Raw genomic sequence first — 16,588 nt, 5'->3', positions numbered from 1 at the left:
TCTTCTTTAAATAGATTGAATAAATGGTTACTTTAGCGACTTAAATTTTTTTATTATGAAAGTAGCTGTTGTTGGCGCCACAGGCATGGTTGGCGAAGTGTTGTTAAATATCCTTGAAGAGCGTAATTTCCCTTTTACAGAATTGATGCTCGTAGCCTCTGAAAGATCTGTTGGGAAAGAAATTACCTTTAAAAATGAGACTCATAAAGTGATAGGTTTGGCAGAAGCTGTCTCAAAAAAACCAGACATCGCCTTCTTTTCTGCTGGGGGCGATACGTCCTTAGAATGGGCTCCAAAGTTTGAAGCTGTAGGTACTACGGTCATTGATAATTCATCGGCGTGGCGAATGGACGCTTCAAAAAAATTGATCGTTCCAGAAATCAATGCCAGTGCGCTTACAAAAGACGATAAAATTATTGCCAATCCAAACTGTTCAACCACTCAGATGGTGATGGTCCTGGCACCACTACATAAGAAATACAAAATCAAAAGAATCGTTGTTTCTACCTATCAATCCATTACAGGAACTGGTGTGAAAGCGGTAAAGCAATTAGAAAATGAGTTGGCTGGGATAAAAGGAGAAATGGCCTATCCCTATCCAATTAATAAAAACGTCATCCCACATTGTGATGTCTTTGAAGAAAACGGATACACCAAAGAAGAAATGAAATTGGTCAGGGAAACCCAAAAAATTCTGGATGACCGTTCTATAGCAGTTACAGCTACCGCTGTAAGAGTTCCAACTCAAGGCGGACATAGCGAAGCCGTAAACATTGAATTTGAAAAAGATTTTGATGTTACCGAAATTCGCAAACTACTAAGCCAAACTTCTGGTGTAGTGGTGCAGGACAATCTTGATGTCAATACTTATCCAATGCCAATTTATGCCAATGGAAAAGATGATGTTTTTGTTGGCCGAATCAGACGCGATGAATCTCAACCAAACACTCTAAACCTATGGATCGTTAGTGACAATCTAAGAAAAGGTGCCGCTACCAATACCATTCAGATTGCAGAATATTTAATTGATAAGAATCTGATTTAAATAGGTAATTCAATAAAAACAGAAATGTTTATCAATCGATAGATTTCTTAACATTATATTAAAAAGGCTCTTACTCCCGATTGTAGGGGCTTTTTTGTTTATTTTTGAAACACAACATTTAACACGTTTACTTTTATGAGAAATTTAGCGCTTGCCATGGTAGTTTTAACGACGATTACCGCCTGTAAAAATGAAAATGAACTTAAGAAATCCAATGTTATTGCCGTGACCTACCCTGAAACCAAAACGGTAGATACCGTTGATACTTATTTTGGAGAACAAGTAAAAGATCCTTACCGCTGGCTTGAAGATGACCGTAGCGAAGAAACCGGAGCATGGGTAAAAGCCCAAAATGAAGTAACCGGAGATTATTTAGCACAAATCCCATATCGCCAAGAGCTTAAAGAGCGCTTGGAAGAGATATGGAACTACGAAAAAGTAGGTGCTCCATTTATTGAGGGTGATTATACCTATTATTACAAAAATGACGGTCTGCAAAACCAATCGGTTATTTACAGAAAGAAAACTGGCGAAGACGACGAAGAAGTCTTTTTAGATCCAAATACCTTTAGTAAAGACGGTACCATCTCTTTAGGGGGTCTTAATTTCTCCAAAAGTGGGAAACTTGCTGCCTATCAAATTTCTGAAGGTGGAAGTGATTGGCGAAAAGTGATCATCATGGATGTCGAATCCAAAAAACAAATTGAAGACACGATTGTAGATGTCAAATTTAGTGGCATTTCATGGAAAAACAATGAAGGCTTCTATTATTCAAGCTATGACAAGCCTACAGGAAGTGAACTTTCAGCTAAAACAGACCAACATAAACTCTTTTACCACAAATTAGGAACCTCACAGCAGCAGGACCAATTAATCTTTGGTGGTACCGAAGCACAAAAACACCGCTACGTAAGTGGTAGTGTGACTGAAGACGGAAACTATCTGTTCATCTATCCAAGAAACTCCACTTCTGGAACAAAACTATTAATGCAGGATCTATCGCAACCAAACAGCAAAATGATTACCATTTTGAATACCGCTGACAGCGATACTGGAGTCATTGAGAACGTTGGAAGTAAGCTCTATTTAATAACTAATAGAAATGCTCCTAATCAAAAGGTCGTTACTGTTGATGCTTCCGATCCAAGTCCAGAAAACTGGAAGGATTTGATTCCTGAAACAGAAAATGTACTCCGTGCTTCTACAGGCAGTGGTTATATATTTGCTAGTTATATGGTCGATGCGGTCTCTAAAGTAAAGCAATACGACTATGATGGTAAATTGGTAAGAGAAATTGAATTGCCAGGTGTTGGAAGTGCTGGCGGATTTGGAGGCAAGAAAGAAGACGAAATTGTTTACTACTCATTTTCCAATTACATCACCCCAAGTACCATTTACACTTTTAACCCAAAAGACGGTGTTTCTGAAGTTTATATAAAACCAGGAATTAATTTTAATGCGGACGATTTTGAAAGTAAGCAAGTCTTTTATACTTCAAAAGACGGCACCAAAGTACCCATGATTATTTCCTATAAAAAAGGGGTCGAACTCAACGGTAAAAATCCTACTATTCTGTATAGCTACGGTGGATTCAATATTTCAATGACACCTTCTTTCAGCATTGCTAACGCGGTCTGGATGGAACAAGGTGGTATTTATGCCGTACCTAACATACGTGGTGGTGGTGAATATGGTAAAAAATGGCATGATGCAGGAACCAAATTGGAAAAGCAAAATGTATTTGACGATTTCATTGCTGCCGCAGAATACTTGATTGACAACAATTACACCTCATCAGATTATTTAGCTATTAGAGGCGGTTCAAACGGAGGGCTTTTAGTTGGAGCAACCATGACCCAACGTCCAGATTTAGTAAAAGTAGCCATCCCTGCAGTTGGCGTGTTGGATATGCTACGCTACCATACCTTCACATCAGGAGCTGGCTGGGCGTATGATTATGGAACGTCTGAGGACAACAAGGAAATGTTTGACTACTTAAAAGGCTATTCGCCTATCCATAATGTTAAAGAAGGTGTAGAATACCCTGCAACAATGATTACAACGGGAGATCATGATGATCGCGTAGTACCTGCACACAGTTTTAAATTTGCCGCAGAATTACAGAGCAAGCAGACAGGAAGCAATCCAACATTAATTAGGATTGAAACTGATGCTGGACATGGTGCCGGAACTCCTGTGAGTAAAACTATAGAGCAATACGCTGATATTTTTGGATTTACGCTCTATAATATGGGTTATAAAGCACTTCCAAATTCAACCAAATCAAAGATAAAAGGATAACTAATTTAGAGTTGATTTTCAGACCTGTCAGGCTTTTTGATACCTGACAGGTCTCTTTATAAGTTACAGATGCTAAACGTCCAAAACATTACCTTCACTTACACTAAAAAAAGCGCAGATACTCCTGTGCTCAATAATCTTAATTTTTCAGTCAATACAGGCGAACATGTATCCATTATTGGGGAAAGCGGCTCGGGAAAATCGACGCTGTTAAAAGTGATTTATGGAGAATATGACTTAAATGAAGGAAATATTTTCTGGAATGACATTGAAATTTTAGGCCCAAAATATAATCTTGTGGTAGGCTATGATTTTATGAAGTACGTCGCCCAAGAGTTCGATTTGATGCCATTCATAACCGTTGAAGAAAATATTGGCAAACATCTATCAAATTTCTTTCCAAAAGAAAAAAAAGAACGCGTTCAGGAGCTTTTGGAAGTGGTCGAGTTAGAAGACTTTGCTAAAACCAAAGTGAAGACTTTAAGTGGTGGACAAAAACAACGTGTGGCATTGGCAAGAGCTTTGGCGAAACAACCCGAAATCATCTTATTAGACGAACCTTTTAGCCATATTGATAACTTTCATAAACAATCCTTGCGCAGAAGCGTGTTTAACTATTTAAAAGAAAAAAATATCGCTTGCATTGTGGCTACCCATGATAGTGAAGACGTTTTGGCTTATGCTGACAGAATGATTGTCTTACACGATTCGAAAATCATCGCCAACAAATCGCCTCAAGAACTTTATAAAAGCCCAGAAATGCCTTTAACGGCGTCATTTTTCGACGAATTCAATCTCATTAATGATCAAATAATCTACGCGCATCAACTTCAAAGGGTTGATAAATCTGATTTAAAAGTGAAAGTTTACCGCAATTACTTTAAGGGCCACTATTATTTAATTGAAGGACATACCGATGATGATATTATTTTTTTCGAGAATAAGTCCAAGCTTGAAATCAATCAAGAAATTTATTTAGAGGTTGCACCATAACTCTTTTTTTGAATAGATTTCGAAAGACTACTACCTCAAATTTGAATGATAATTTTAGACCTCACAGATTTTGAAAAATCTGTGAGGTCTTTTCAGTTAACCAGTTAACCAACGGATTCAATCACAAACGTGTGATCCCTAAAAACGATGGCATCTCCAAACTTTTTACCCATCAACAACAATCCAATTGGTGTATTTGGCGAAATGACAAAAAAGGATTGTGAATTAACTGTCATTTGGCCCGCACTAATAGCTATAAAGTAATTAGCACTTGAAGTAGTAATCACACTTCCCATACCTATTATTTCAGAGGTCTTATCCACATCAATTTTAGATAAGGCTTCTTTTAGTTTTTCTACTTCAGCCAATTGCTGCCCCGCCTTTTCACGTTCCAATTGTAACATTGCCCTGCCGGTTTCGTGCTTATCACCAGCGCTACTTTTGGTTTCTGATGTGAGAGATTCCTGAATCCCATTAATTTGATTTTGAATTTTAGAATAACGATCTTCAACAAAATTGACACATTTCATATAAAGTTCTCGCTTCAGTTGGAGATCATTTTTCATTCTTCTTCTCATAATTTAAGGCGCCATGAAAACTCATCTGCTTCATAATCCATAATTTCCGGCTGGCAATATAGTTTGTTGGCGGATTGGCACGATATTTTAGAGGTCGTGGCAAAATAGCCGCAATTGCTGCCGCCTCGCTTTTGCTCAATTTTGAAGCAGATTTCTTAAACCAATATTGAGAAGCGGCTTCAGCACCATATATTCCATTCCCCATCTCAATACTGTTTAAATAAACCTCCATAATACGTTCCTTGGACCAAATTAATTCGATCCAAAAAGTGACATAAGTTTCCATTCCCTTTCTGAGCCAACTGCGTTGTGGCCACAAAAACACGTTTTTTGCAGTCTGTTGACTAATGGTGCTGCCGCCCCTCATCTTTCCGCTTTTCTGATTGCTGTCAAATGCCTTCTCGATAGCTTTCATGTCAAAACCGTTGTGCTTTAAAAAATTCTGATCTTCACTACAAATTACCGCCAATTGTAAGTTTTTGGAAATCTCATCAATAGACACCCAATTGTGTTTCCAAACGGTTTCTTTTTCAGCCTCTCTCTGTTCAAAATATCTGATGACCATCAAGGGCGTTGCCGGAACCGGCACCCATTTGAAAACAACCACACCTATAATAGGAAAGGTCAAGAGCCATAAGATGGTTTTAAAAAGAAATCTCAATATCTTTTTCATTAATTTTTACATTTTAACCTACAAACAGGTTAGTGGATGCAGCTTATTAATCCACCAAATCAGCTAATTCTCTACCCACATGGCTGCCAATGGCAATACCCATACCTCCTAATCTAACGCCGCAAAACACCTTATTGCTTAGTCGCTTTACAATCGGCTTTTTAGTGCTACCAACGCCCATAATGCCACTCCATCTGTGTTCGATTTCAAAAGGCATATTTGGTAAAATTGTTGTTTTCAAAAATTCTTCCAACTTGTTTTGAATAATTGCGGTTTGGGCCATTTCTGTGGTTTCTTCGGTTTTGAAATCGAGATTACGTCCGCCACCCAATAAAATTCGCGAGTCAATATTACGAAAATAATAGAACCCTTTATCGAGATGAAAGGTCCCTTTAATTTTTAAGTTTTCAATAGGTTTTGTGATTAAAACTTGTGCTCTTGCTGGTTTCACTTCAGCGTTTATGAGTTTCGATGCGAAACCATTGGTGCAAATTAGCAATTGATTCGTTTTAAATTCGAATTTATCAGTTTTTATATACACGTTTTCACTAAGGTCTTCGAAATGCTCTACAGAAACTGAATTTAGGATTAGAATGCCTTTGTTCAACACCAAATCAGTAAGTGATCGCATCATTTTTCCGGTGTCAATTTGCCCTTCAAATGGTGTAAAACTTAGTTCATTTTGAATATTTTGAAAATTGAAGAGGTTCTCTTTAATTTGAAAGACATCGGCCTTAAATTGTGGTTTTAGGAGTGCATTCACTTTGCCCATTTGCGACATACAATAGTCATAGCCTTCATGGTCACTATGGTCAAATAATTCATAGCCGCCATGCTGTTGATAGTCGATGGCTTCATCAGATAATGTCTGACGTAATAATGCCAATCCATTACGCCGTTTTTCTATCAATTGAATGACTTCATCCTCAGAATGTGTATTGAGGTCATCCAAAATCTCACTGAGGCTACCAAAACAAGCAAAACCAGCATTTTTAGTGCTCGCTCCTTGTGGTAAAAACCCTCGTTCAAGAATAACAATAGTGGCTTTCGGGAAGCGTTCCCTCAACCGTAAAGCGCAATTGAGTCCAACAATTCCGCTACCGACAATGGTATAATCAATGTTGGAGAGGTAGCTTTTTATTTCCCAATAGGAGAGATTCATCGTTGTTCTTGTTTCTTGTTTCTTGTTTCTTGTTTCTTGTTTCTAAAGAAAGGAATTCGCTATTTTAACATTGAACTCATCGAAATGTGCCATTTCCTTTTAAATAAAATTAATGTATTTGTTTAGAATTTGGAATCTCTCACAGAAATTGTCGAGGCTTTCAGAAATTTTATTTATTGAATCATAGAATGAAACATCTTCAAAATTAATGACTTCAACAACTTCCTACGATTTAAACAACAGACAAAGGATTCAGAACGATTTGACCCTTTAAAATATCCTGAGTAGTAGATCTATTAAAATATAAAGTAAACTCTGCGCCGGCAAAAATCTCAATTAAGTCGATTCAAAAAATGCTAAAACCACCCAAATATATCAGAGATCCTTAATTTGAAAAAATATAGATTCGCCAATAAAATAAAACTCCGAAATTTCTTTCGGAGTCTGTATAGTTAATCTTCAACCGGAGCTTCCATTTTAAAGCTTTCCATAAATTTAGTGGTATAATTACCGGCCAAATAATCTGGATGGTCCATCAATTGTCGATGGAACGGAATGGTAGTCTTGATTCCTTCAATGACGAACTCGTCCAAAGCACGTTTCATCTTACTGATGGCTTCATCCCGTGTTTGCGCAGTGGTAATCAACTTTGCAATCATCGAATCATAGTTTGGAGGAATCGTATAGCCTGAATACACATGCGTATCCAAACGGACGCCATGTCCTCCAGGTGCATGAAGTGTTGTTATTTTTCCTGGAGACGGTCTAAAATCGTTATAGGGATCTTCAGCATTGATTCGACATTCTATAGAATGTAGTTTCGGCGTATAATTTTTACCAGAAATTGGTACCCCTGCAGCCACAAGAATCTGCTCTCTAATTAAGTCAAAGTCAATCACCTGTTCTGTAATAGGATGTTCCACCTGAATACGGGTATTCATCTCCATAAAATAGAAGTTTCGATGTTTGTCCACCAAAAACTCTATTGTTCCCGCGCCTTCGTACTTAATATATTCTGCCGCTCTAACCGCTGCCAATCCCATTTCATTGCGAAGTTCATCGGTCATAAACGGCGATGGGGTTTCTTCAGTCAGTTTTTGATGGCGACGCTGTATGGAGCAATCACGTTCTGATAAATGACAAGCTTTTCCACGAGAATCACCTACAATCTGTATTTCGATATGACGTGGTTCTTCAATAAGTTTTTCCAGATACATCGCATCATTACCAAAAGCTGCTCTTGCTTCTTGTCGTGCAGAATCCCAAGCATCTTTAAGCTTTTCTTTCTTCCAAACGGCACGCATTCCTTTTCCGCCTCCTCCTGCTGTGGCTTTTATCATTACCGGAAAACCCATTTCAACTGATAGTTTTTCGGTCTGCTCATAAGATTCTAATATGCCATCACTTCCGGGAACACACGGTACGCCTGCTTTCTTCATGGTCGCTTTGGCTGAAGCCTTATCTCCCATTTTTTCGATCATTTCGGGAGACGCACCAATAAACTTAATATTGTGCTCTTCACATATTTTTGAAAACTTTGAATTTTCAGACAAAAACCCGTATCCAGGATGAATGGCATCAGCGTTGGTAATCTCTGCTGCCGCAATAATATTGGACATTTTCAGATACGATTCGCTACTTGGTGGAGGTCCGATACAGACAGCTTCATCCGCAAATTTAACATGCAGACTTTCTGCATCAGCAGTAGAATATACAGCTACCGTTTTGATGCCCATTTCCTTACAGGTTCTAATAATGCGCAGTGCAATCTCACCTCTATTGGCTATTAATATTTTTTTAAACATATTTTTCGGTTTAAGAGTTTATGGTTTATAGTTTACCATTCAGCGTTAAAACGCTAAACTTTTAACTTCTAAACTTCTAAACTTCGAATTATGATGGATCAACTAAAAATAATGGCTGATCAAATTCAACTGGAGAAGAATCATCAACTAAAATTTTAATGATTTTCCCTGAAACCTCAGATTCAATTTCATTGAACAATTTCATCGCCTCAATAACGCACAAAACATCACCTTCATTTATGGTTTTGCCTACTTCAACAAACATTGGTTTATCCGGAGAAGGCTTACGATAAAACGTTCCTATAATAGGCGACTTAATAGTTATAAACTTTGAATTTTCATCAGCAGCCGGAGTCACGGGTGCTTGTGATGCAACTTGCGGTGCAGGGGCTTGTGCTACAGGAGCAGGACCCATTGGAATTTGTTGCACATAGGTTGTGGACTCTCCTCTATCATCTTTACCTGTCTTAATGGTAATTTTGATATCTTCCATCTCCAATTTAACCTCACTTGCGCCAGATTTAGCAACAAATTTGATTAAGTTTTGAATTTCTTTTATATCCATAATAATTAGAATTTAAATATTTAAAGATTAGTTAGTTTATGAATTATAAGCCCAGGTAAGGTACACTGAACCCCAAGTAAAACCACCGCCAAAAGCCACAAATATCAATTTGTCTCCTTTTTTTAGTTGCTTTTCATAGTCAAATAAGAGCAACGGTAGAGTTGCCGATGTGGTATTTCCATATTTATGGATGTTCGCCATGACTTTGCTATCTTCAAGCTCTATTCTGCTTGCAGTGGCATCAATAATACGTTTGTTAGCTTGATGTGGCACCAACCAAGAAATATCATCCTTTTGTAGATTGTTTCTGACCAATATTTTTTCGGTCACGTCAGCCATATTAAAAACAGCGTTCTTAAAAACCATCTTCCCTTCTTGAAAAATATAGTGTCTGCCTTCGGCTATCGCTTCTGGAGTTGATGGATATGACGAACCTCCATAGGTCGCTTGCAAAAACTCTCTTCCATCTCCGTCACTTCTCAATAGCTCATCCTGAAGGCCAAACCCCTCTGTATTGGGTTCAAATAACGCTGCACCTGCACCATCACCAAAAATGATACATGTGGCTCTATCTTTATAGTTGATCATTGATGAGTTTTTATCCGCTCCTATCAATAATACTTTTTTATATTTTCCGGATTCAATATAACGGGCAGCAACGGACATTCCATACAAAAAACTTGAACAGGCTGCCTCCAAATCAAATGAAAATGCATTTACTGCACCAATTTGTGTAGCTGTGTAGGCGGCTGTAGCAGCAGCCTTCATGTCTGGAGTTGCGGTGGCAACAATCACCAATTCTATTTCTTTTGGATCTAAACCCTTTTTATCTATCAGATCTTGAGCGGCTTTGATGGCTAAATAAGAAGTACCCTTACCGTTTTCTTTGAGGATTCTTCGTTCCTTTATTCCTGTTCTACTGGTTATCCATTCATCATTCGTATCGACTAAGGTTTCCAAAATTTGATTTGTCAACACATATTCAGGCACATATCCTCCTATGGCAGTAATTGCAGCAGTGATTCTACTCATTGTTTTGTTTTAGAAATGACCCAAAATTTGACCAAAATCAGCCAAAAACAGTAAACTATAGTTGAATTTACTGATTATTTAGTCAAATATGATGCAAATTAAGTTGTTTTTAAGACTTTCGAAAATTAAACACAAAAAAAACGCCCAAGTGTGAGCGTTTTTTTGTATGCGTGCATAGTAGTTATGCTAAGTTTTCCTCTTTCTCAGAGTTGTCTATCAGCACTTGACCTCTGTAGTATAGTTTTCCTTCATGCCAATGAGCTCTATGGAATAAGTGTGCTTCCCCTGTAGTAGGACACGTTGCAATTGTAGGAACAACTGCTTTATAGTGTGTTCTTCTTTTATCTCTTCTGGTTTTAGAAATTTTTCTTTTAGGATGTGCCATTTTATATCGTTATTATTTATCCGTTAATAGTTTTTTTAATGTATTCCAGCGAGGATCAATCTCCTCTGATTCTTCTTTTTCTTCTAAGTCTTTTGGACTTAGTTCTTTTAATTTTTCAAGTATTTCTGATTGCAAGGTACCATCTTCTATTCCGGGATGGATGCGTTTTATAGGCAATGCCAAAATAATCAATTCATAAATGTATTGAGCCACATTTAGTTCATACTCTCCATGGGGTAGGATTAAAATATTCTCATCTTCGTCGTTGTACTCATCGCCAAAGTTTACGACCAAATTAAAATCATCTTCAACCGTTTGGTCGTAAGGTTCATTAGTGGTATCGCAGTTTACATTTACTGTACCTGATGCTTCAAAATCCAATTCTAGGAGTGTTGCTTTCTTTTCAAAAAGCAAATTCACTTTTACATTGGCATCATTGAAATCATCATACTCAAAATGTTCAAAGAACTTTTTATCAATTTGATAATCAAAATGGTGCTTTCCTAATTTTAATCCTACAAATTGTATGTCATACTCTTTTAAGGGCTTCATGGTCGCATTCATTTTGAGGCTGCAAATATAGAAAATATTTCTTATTAGAAAAAAGCTATTAACAAAAAATGTTTACATCTTTTTAGATGCCTTTTTTAAAGGATTTTTGGTTAGTTTTTTATATTCCTTTCTATTCCTATAAATCTGAATAGCAGTAAAAACCGCTGCTTTGAAGGAGCTTTCATCTGCAGTTCCTTTACCCGCAATTTCAAAGGCTGTTCCATGATCTGGTGATGTTCTTATTTTGCTCAATCCTGCGGTGTAGTTGACCCCTTCACCAAAAGTTATGGTTTTGAAAGGAATCAACCCTTGATCGTGGTAGGAGGCGATAATCGCATCAAAATTTTGATAGTTTTTAGAGCCAAAGAAACTATCCGCTGAATATGGCCCATAGACCAATTTACCTTTTTCCCTTATTTTCAGAAGTGTAGGTTTTAAGATTTCCTCATCTTCTTTACCAATAACTCCATTGTCTCCAGCATGAGGATTGATGCCTAAAACGGCAATTTTTGGTCTGCTCACTCTGAAATCTTTAACTAACGATTCATAAACGGTCTGTACTTTTTCTTCGATAAGCTTTGCATTGATATGTTGCGGCACGTCCTTAACTGGAACGTGATCTGTAAGTAAACCAACCTTAAGTTTGTCAGTGACCATAAACATAAGACTGTTCCCTCCGAGTTCCTTGGCCAAATAATTGGTGTGTCCTGGAAAGTTGAAACTGTCTGACTGAATGGTCAATTTATTAATAGGTGCTGTTACCAATACATCGATGTCATCGTTTTTCAAAGCTTCAGTAGCTCTTTCTAATGATTTTATAGCATATTCACCCGCTTTTAAATCCTCTTCCCCAAAGTTAATTTCGATAGTTTCCTTCCAAACATTCAGAACATTTACTTTTGCTTCAATCACCTGATTCAAATCATTAATGCCATGAAAATTGATGCCACTGTCAAAATGCTTTTTGAAAAAGGACATGGTTTTTATTGAGGCAAAAATTATGGGTGTACAGAATTCAAGCATTCGAGAATCTTCAAATGTCTTCAGGATGATTTCAGCACCAATACCATTTAAGTCACCTATGGAAATTCCCACTCTAATTTGCTCTTCTTTTTTCATCCTAATTTTAATTATTCTTGTATAATGACATTTAAATGAGATCCTTTTCTAAACAGAAGATTATCCCCAATTCCTCATTAAAGTCTTATCTTTGTAAGCCATTATGCAAATGCAAATTTAACTAATTATTCGACAATATGTTTACTGGAATCATTGAAGATTTAGGCGTCATCACAAATTTGGAACAAGACAATGATAATCTTCACATCACTTTAAGGAGCAATTTCACTTCTGAATTAAAAGTAGACCAAAGTGTGGCGCATAATGGCGTATGCTTAACGGTAACCTCCCTAAATGGCTCGTTATATACGGTTACAGCAATTAGGGAAACGCTCAGTAAAACAAATTTAGGCAAATTAAAAATTGATGACCAGGTTAATTTGGAACGTGCCATGAAGCTTGGTGATAGATTAGATGGTCATATCGTACAAGGCCATGTGGACCAAACTGCCACTTGTAAATCTATTGAATTTCAAAACGGAAGTTGGTTATTCACCTTTGAATACGATGCCGAGCTAAATAATATTACCATTGAAAAAGGATCTATTACTGTAAATGGTGTGAGCTTAACGGTAGTGAATAGTCTAAAGAATGAATTTAGCGTTGCCATTATTCCATATACCTACGAACATACGACCTTTAAGTTTTTAGAGGAAAACAGTCTTGTGAACTTAGAGTTTGATGTTCTTGGAAAATATATCAAACGTCTATATGAGCTAAAAATCTAAGCTTGGGCTTGCTTTTTTGAGTACTTTAGAATAATATAAATTCCATAGATAAGCGCAGCAACAAATAAAATGATTAACCCATTATCGATTGGTAAACCTGGAGGTACTGTGCCTCCTTGTGGAGTTGGAGGCCCTTGGCCTCCACCAGCACTGTCTTGAGAAAAGCTTGCAATACTGATTAACATCAATAAGATAGAAGCGGTAGTTTTCAGATTAGGTTTGATCATTATGATGTAAATGTATAAAAAAAAGTGAATTAACAAAATAGAAAACGGCATAAATCATCTGCGAAGTGTAAATTTCTTCGATGAAATACATTTCATGTCGTTTTTAAGCTGCTATTAATTCACTATTCCAAATATATGTATTTTTAGCATACGTCATCAAATACATAAAAAAAATTATTTAAAAATACTTACAATTTATAACGCAAACAATTATCAGTTAGTATTTTAGTCAGGATGTAGAAAACATCCGACAAAAGTAATTAAGCGTTTATTATGGAAGTCAGCCCATTAATCGAACTCTAAAAATCTCCGCAGGGTGAGAATCAAATCCACAAGCTTTTAAAAATTATGCTTAACTAGTCTTTTAGTCTTTCGACGCTCTTTTGTTCAAATGGATAATATTGGCGACTGTTTTGATCAATCTATCGTGATTTTTTACAAACGGATTGGTTTCATCCCAAACATAACCCGCCAAAACCGCACAGATCTGTCTCTTAATATCAGGATTATCTGTTCCTTCAAAAAAGATGGTCTGCAAATTGCCCGTGTACCATTCCTTGACATAGGAAGCAAATACCGAAACACCCTTTTTCATAAACTCGGCATACTCCTTTTCCCAATCAACGGATTCGTTTTGTAATTCTTTGGTGATTAATTTTGCAGCTTTTAATCCCGATTCCGTGGCAAAAGTGACTCCCGACGAAAATACAGGATCTAAAAACTCTGCACTGTTTCCTGTTAAGGCATAACCTTTCCCATAAAGTTGGGTCACGGATTTAGAATAATTCTGAATTATTTTAGGTTCAAATAGAAAATCAACATCTTTAAATCGTTCATAATAATAAGACGACTCTTTTAGCATTTCAGAAAGTCGTTCTTCGGGTGTGCCTTCAAAACTATTGATGAAATCCGTTTTACCTACAAACCCAATACTCGTATTACCATTGCTAAATGGAATGACCCAAAACCAGGTATCCGTATCAAGGACATCAAAAGTGATAAACGTACCTTCGGTTCCAGCTGGCCGTTCAAGCTCTTGAACATGACTGAATATGGAAGAGTGCTCAGGAATTGTTGATGGTTTGTCAAGGTTTAATAGTCTCGGCAAAACCCGCCCATAACCACTGGAGTCAATAATAAACTTTGCATGAACTTCAAATGTTTCATCATTATCAGCTTTTACAGTAGTTTGCGATGACCCATCTTTATTAAACTCTACCGAAATCACTTCCTGTTTAAAGGCAATGTCTACCCCTTTTCTTTTCAATTCTTCTGTAAGTGCATAATCAAAATCGGCTCTTGGAGCCTGCCAAGTCCAATCATATCCTTCTGTATATTTTTCACCAAAGTCAAATTCGCAAATGGTGTCGCCCTTTATGAACCTGGCGCCAGTCTTTACTTCAAAATTCTGTGCAATCAAACAGTCCAATAAATCGACCTCTTCAAAATGGTCCATACATCTTGGCAATAAACTTTCACCAATCACAAAACGAGGGAAAACACTCTTTTCAATGACTTTAACATTGACACCTTGCTTTTTTAAATAAGCGGCGGCAACGCAACCTGAAGGCCCTGCACCAATAATCAAAACATCAACCTGAACATCCTTCATAAAGCAAATGGATTTAAACGATTTATTATTTTACATTTGTAGCACAAAAATAACCACTTTACTTCTGGTTATTGAACTATTTAAAAACATTGTGAACCCAATCTGAATGTTAGTACTTAATGGAACCTTAGGAATCACCGATTTTCAACAAATTTTATTTGGCAATCAATCGATCCAAATCGAAGAAAATATTCTTGAAAAGGTCGAAGAGAGCCTCGAATTTTTAAAGAAATTTTCAGAAAACAAGATTATTTACGGTGTCAACACGGGCTTTGGTCCGATGGCGCAGTATAAAATTGAAGATTCAGAGCGCAAACAGCTTCAGTATAACCTGATCAGAAGTCATGCTTCGGGAACTGGAAATCTAATTCCGCCATTGTATGTCAAAGCAGCCATGTTAGCGCGACTCAACACGCTCTGTTTAGGGAATTCTGGGGTACACAAATCAGTTGTAGAACTGATGGTCCAATTGATCAATAAAAATATCACTCCGGTTATTTATGAACATGGTGGCGTTGGTGCCAGTGGCGATTTGGTACAATTGGCACACTTGGCGTTAGTGATGATCGGTGAAGGAGAAGTTATATATAAAGATGAAAAACATCCGACAGAAACTGTCTTCAAAAAAGAAAACTTACAACCCATTTCCGTAGAACTGCGTGAAGGCATTGCTCTTATGAATGGCACTTCAGTGATGACAGGTATCGGCATTGTAAATACTATTTACACGCGCAAGCTTTTAAATTGGATGATTAAAGCATCTTCAGCCATAAATGAAATTGTAAGCGCCTATGATGATCACCTCTCCTTTGAATTGAACCAATCAAAAAAACATCAAGGCCAACGTGAGATTGCAGAACTCATGCGCGCTCATTTAAAGGATAGCAGCTTAATTAAAAAACGCGAACACCATTTATATAATGACGTCAAAAATGTAGCGTTCTTTGAAGACAAGGTCCAGGAATACTATTCTTTGCGATGCGTGCCACAAATCTTAGGTCCCGTTTTGGATACCTTAAATACGGTAGAAACGATTTTAATTGAAGAAGTCAACTCCGCAAACGACAATCCAATAATAGATGTAAAAAATCAAAATGTATACCACGGCGGGAATTTTCATGGGGATTATGTGTCTTTAGAAATGGACAAGCTAAAATTGGTAGTGACTAAAACGTCGATGTTAGCAGAGCGCCAATTAAATTACCTGCTCAATCCAAATCTCAATAGAATTTTGCCACCATTTGTCAATCTGGGCAAACTCGGACTGAATTTTGGAATGCAAGGCGTTCAATTTACCGCGACCTCAACAACGGCAGAGAACCAAATGCTATCCAATCCAATGTATGTGCACAGTATCCCAAACAACAATGACAATCAGGATATTGTAAGCATGGGCACCAATGCTGCTTTGATCACAAAAAAAGTGATTGAAAACGCATTCGAAGTACTCGCTATTGAGTTGATCACCATTACACAAGCCATTGAATACTTGAAGGTAAAGGATAAAGTATCCACAAAAACAAAGCAGATGTATGATGATATTCGTGCCATTGTTCCAGTATTTAAGGAGGATGTGGTGATGTATCCTTATGTGAATGCGGTGAAGGATTTTCTTATTGATCAATGAGACTAAGGTCTCCCGCAGATGTCGCAGATCGGCCCAGAGGAGATCGATGAAAACTACTTTATTGATTGAGAAAAAATAAAACTGTAAAATTATTTTCGTAAAACTCGCCAAACCACTCAGAAATAATTCGCGAAAATCTGCGTGATCAACGGGAAAAAAAATAAAAATACGAACTTTAAAATCT

Annotated in this window: 16 protein-coding genes; 5 read left to right on the top strand and 11 right to left on the bottom strand. The window is 37.2% G+C overall.

Annotated features, from left to right (window positions below; all coding sequences use genetic code 11):
* The first annotated feature begins 55 nt into the window (after positions 1-55).
* The 3 genes from J4051_RS01360 (at position 56) to J4051_RS01350 (ending at position 4,339) form a co-directional block, all read left to right on the top strand.
* Positions 56-1,045, top strand: coding sequence for an aspartate-semialdehyde dehydrogenase (locus J4051_RS01360; protein WP_208231816.1), 990 nt, complete (start codon positions 56-58; stop codon positions 1,043-1,045).
* 135 nt (positions 1,046-1,180) lie between these two features.
* Positions 1,181-3,346, top strand: coding sequence for a prolyl oligopeptidase family serine peptidase (locus J4051_RS01355; protein WP_208231814.1), 2,166 nt, complete (start codon positions 1,181-1,183; stop codon positions 3,344-3,346).
* A gap of 69 nt (positions 3,347-3,415) precedes the next feature.
* Complete coding sequence (locus tag J4051_RS01350) at positions 3,416-4,339, top strand: ABC transporter ATP-binding protein (protein ID WP_208231812.1); 924 nt, start codon at positions 3,416-3,418, stop codon at positions 4,337-4,339.
* A 104-nt stretch (positions 4,340-4,443) separates the two neighbouring features.
* On the opposite strand, the gene J4051_RS01345 is transcribed toward J4051_RS01350, so the two are convergent.
* From J4051_RS01345 to pdxA, 9 genes are all read right to left on the bottom strand, one after another.
* The gene (locus J4051_RS01345) at positions 4,444-4,917 is read right to left on the bottom strand and encodes a 3-oxoacyl-ACP synthase (protein WP_317192684.1); all 474 of its coding nucleotides are present in this window, start codon (positions 4,915-4,917) and stop codon (positions 4,444-4,446) included.
* Positions 4,895-5,590: a monofunctional biosynthetic peptidoglycan transglycosylase gene (mtgA, locus tag J4051_RS01340; protein WP_208231810.1), complete on the bottom strand. Its 696-nt coding sequence runs from the start codon at positions 5,588-5,590 to the stop codon at positions 4,895-4,897. The genes J4051_RS01345 and mtgA overlap by 23 nt, the downstream gene beginning before the upstream one ends.
* Before the next feature lie 46 nt (positions 5,591-5,636).
* Positions 5,637-6,752: an NAD(P)/FAD-dependent oxidoreductase gene (locus J4051_RS01335; RefSeq protein WP_208231808.1), complete on the bottom strand. Its 1,116-nt coding sequence runs from the start codon at positions 6,750-6,752 to the stop codon at positions 5,637-5,639.
* A gap of 452 nt (positions 6,753-7,204) precedes the next feature.
* Positions 7,205-8,557 carry an acetyl-CoA carboxylase biotin carboxylase subunit gene (gene accC / locus J4051_RS01330; protein ID WP_208231806.1) on the bottom strand — a complete coding sequence of 451 codons (1,353 nt, stop codon included), beginning with the start codon at positions 8,555-8,557 and terminating at the stop codon, positions 7,205-7,207.
* An 88-nt stretch (positions 8,558-8,645) separates the two neighbouring features.
* Positions 8,646-9,122 carry an acetyl-CoA carboxylase biotin carboxyl carrier protein gene (gene accB / locus J4051_RS01325; protein ID WP_208231804.1) on the bottom strand — a complete coding sequence of 159 codons (477 nt, stop codon included), beginning with the start codon at positions 9,120-9,122 and terminating at the stop codon, positions 8,646-8,648.
* A 36-nt stretch (positions 9,123-9,158) separates the two neighbouring features.
* Entirely contained in the window at positions 9,159-10,154 is a 996-nt protein-coding gene (locus J4051_RS01320) for a beta-ketoacyl-ACP synthase III (protein WP_208231803.1), read from the bottom strand.
* Between the two features lie 181 nt (positions 10,155-10,335).
* Positions 10,336-10,539: a 50S ribosomal protein L32 gene (gene rpmF / locus J4051_RS01315; RefSeq protein ID WP_066430995.1), complete on the bottom strand. Its 204-nt coding sequence runs from the start codon at positions 10,537-10,539 to the stop codon at positions 10,336-10,338.
* Positions 10,540-10,551: 12 nt separating this feature from the next.
* The gene (locus tag J4051_RS01310) at positions 10,552-11,091 is read right to left on the bottom strand and encodes a YceD family protein (RefSeq protein WP_208231802.1); all 540 of its coding nucleotides are present in this window, start codon (positions 11,089-11,091) and stop codon (positions 10,552-10,554) included.
* Between the two features lie 72 nt (positions 11,092-11,163).
* Complete coding sequence (gene pdxA / locus J4051_RS01305) at positions 11,164-12,210, bottom strand: 4-hydroxythreonine-4-phosphate dehydrogenase PdxA (protein ID WP_208231801.1); 1,047 nt, start codon at positions 12,208-12,210, stop codon at positions 11,164-11,166.
* 137 nt (positions 12,211-12,347) lie between these two features.
* Here pdxA and J4051_RS01300 point away from each other — a divergent pair, with 137 nt between their 5' ends.
* The gene (locus J4051_RS01300) at positions 12,348-12,938 is read left to right on the top strand and encodes a riboflavin synthase (protein WP_208231800.1); all 591 of its coding nucleotides are present in this window, start codon (positions 12,348-12,350) and stop codon (positions 12,936-12,938) included.
* Here J4051_RS01300 and J4051_RS01295 read toward each other — a convergent pair.
* Both J4051_RS01295 and J4051_RS01290 read right to left on the bottom strand, forming a co-directional pair.
* Positions 12,935-13,165, bottom strand: coding sequence for a hypothetical protein (locus tag J4051_RS01295; protein ID WP_208231799.1), 231 nt, complete (start codon positions 13,163-13,165; stop codon positions 12,935-12,937). The two genes, J4051_RS01300 and J4051_RS01295, sit on opposite strands and share 4 nt — an antisense overlap.
* Positions 13,166-13,529: 364 nt before the next feature.
* On the bottom strand, positions 13,530-14,777 hold the full coding sequence (locus J4051_RS01290) for an NAD(P)/FAD-dependent oxidoreductase (protein WP_208231798.1): 1,248 nt from the start codon (positions 14,775-14,777) through the stop codon (positions 13,530-13,532).
* 106 nt (positions 14,778-14,883) lie between these two features.
* On the opposite strand from J4051_RS01290, the gene J4051_RS01285 reads away from it, so the two are divergent.
* Complete coding sequence (locus tag J4051_RS01285; protein ID WP_208231797.1) at positions 14,884-16,404, top strand: HAL/PAL/TAL family ammonia-lyase; 1,521 nt, start codon at positions 14,884-14,886, stop codon at positions 16,402-16,404.
* The last annotated feature ends 184 nt before the right edge of the window (positions 16,405-16,588 follow it).

Origin of the sequence: Gelidibacter pelagius (assembly GCF_017581925.1) — a bacterium.
GTDB classification, from domain to species: Bacteria; Bacteroidota; Bacteroidia; order Flavobacteriales; family Flavobacteriaceae; genus Gelidibacter; species Gelidibacter pelagius.
Note: the sequence above shows the minus strand (reverse complement) of the source record. Positions and strands in the feature narration are given on the sequence as shown.

Excerpts from the sequence above, each read along its gene's own strand:
- mtgA (WP_208231810.1), bottom strand. The coding sequence starts at position 5,590 with ATGAAAAAGATATTGAGATTTCTTTTTAAAACCATCTTATGGCTCTTG.
- J4051_RS01335 (WP_208231808.1), bottom strand. The coding sequence starts at position 6,752 with ATGAATCTCTCCTATTGGGAAATAAAAAGCTACCTCTCCAACATTGAT.
- rpmF (WP_066430995.1), bottom strand. The coding sequence starts at position 10,539 with ATGGCACATCCTAAAAGAAAAATTTCTAAAACCAGAAGAGATAAAAGA.
- J4051_RS01350 (WP_208231812.1), top strand. The coding sequence starts at position 3,416 with ATGCTAAACGTCCAAAACATTACCTTCACTTACACTAAAAAAAGCGCA.
- J4051_RS01360 (WP_208231816.1), top strand. The coding sequence starts at position 56 with ATGAAAGTAGCTGTTGTTGGCGCCACAGGCATGGTTGGCGAAGTGTTG.
- accC (WP_208231806.1), bottom strand. The coding sequence starts at position 8,557 with ATGTTTAAAAAAATATTAATAGCCAATAGAGGTGAGATTGCACTGCGC.
- J4051_RS01295 (WP_208231799.1), bottom strand. The coding sequence starts at position 13,165 with ATGATCAAACCTAATCTGAAAACTACCGCTTCTATCTTATTGATGTTA.
- J4051_RS01345 (WP_317192684.1), bottom strand. The coding sequence starts at position 4,917 with ATGAGAAGAAGAATGAAAAATGATCTCCAACTGAAGCGAGAACTTTAT.
- J4051_RS01320 (WP_208231803.1), bottom strand. The coding sequence starts at position 10,154 with ATGAGTAGAATCACTGCTGCAATTACTGCCATAGGAGGATATGTGCCT.
- J4051_RS01290 (WP_208231798.1), bottom strand. The coding sequence starts at position 14,777 with ATGAAGGATGTTCAGGTTGATGTTTTGATTATTGGTGCAGGGCCTTCA.
- J4051_RS01310 (WP_208231802.1), bottom strand. The coding sequence starts at position 11,091 with ATGAAGCCCTTAAAAGAGTATGACATACAATTTGTAGGATTAAAATTA.
- J4051_RS01285 (WP_208231797.1), top strand. The coding sequence starts at position 14,884 with ATGTTAGTACTTAATGGAACCTTAGGAATCACCGATTTTCAACAAATT.
- accB (WP_208231804.1), bottom strand. The coding sequence starts at position 9,122 with ATGGATATAAAAGAAATTCAAAACTTAATCAAATTTGTTGCTAAATCT.
- J4051_RS01300 (WP_208231800.1), top strand. The coding sequence starts at position 12,348 with ATGTTTACTGGAATCATTGAAGATTTAGGCGTCATCACAAATTTGGAA.
- J4051_RS01355 (WP_208231814.1), top strand. The coding sequence starts at position 1,181 with ATGAGAAATTTAGCGCTTGCCATGGTAGTTTTAACGACGATTACCGCC.
- pdxA (WP_208231801.1), bottom strand. The coding sequence starts at position 12,210 with ATGAAAAAAGAAGAGCAAATTAGAGTGGGAATTTCCATAGGTGACTTA.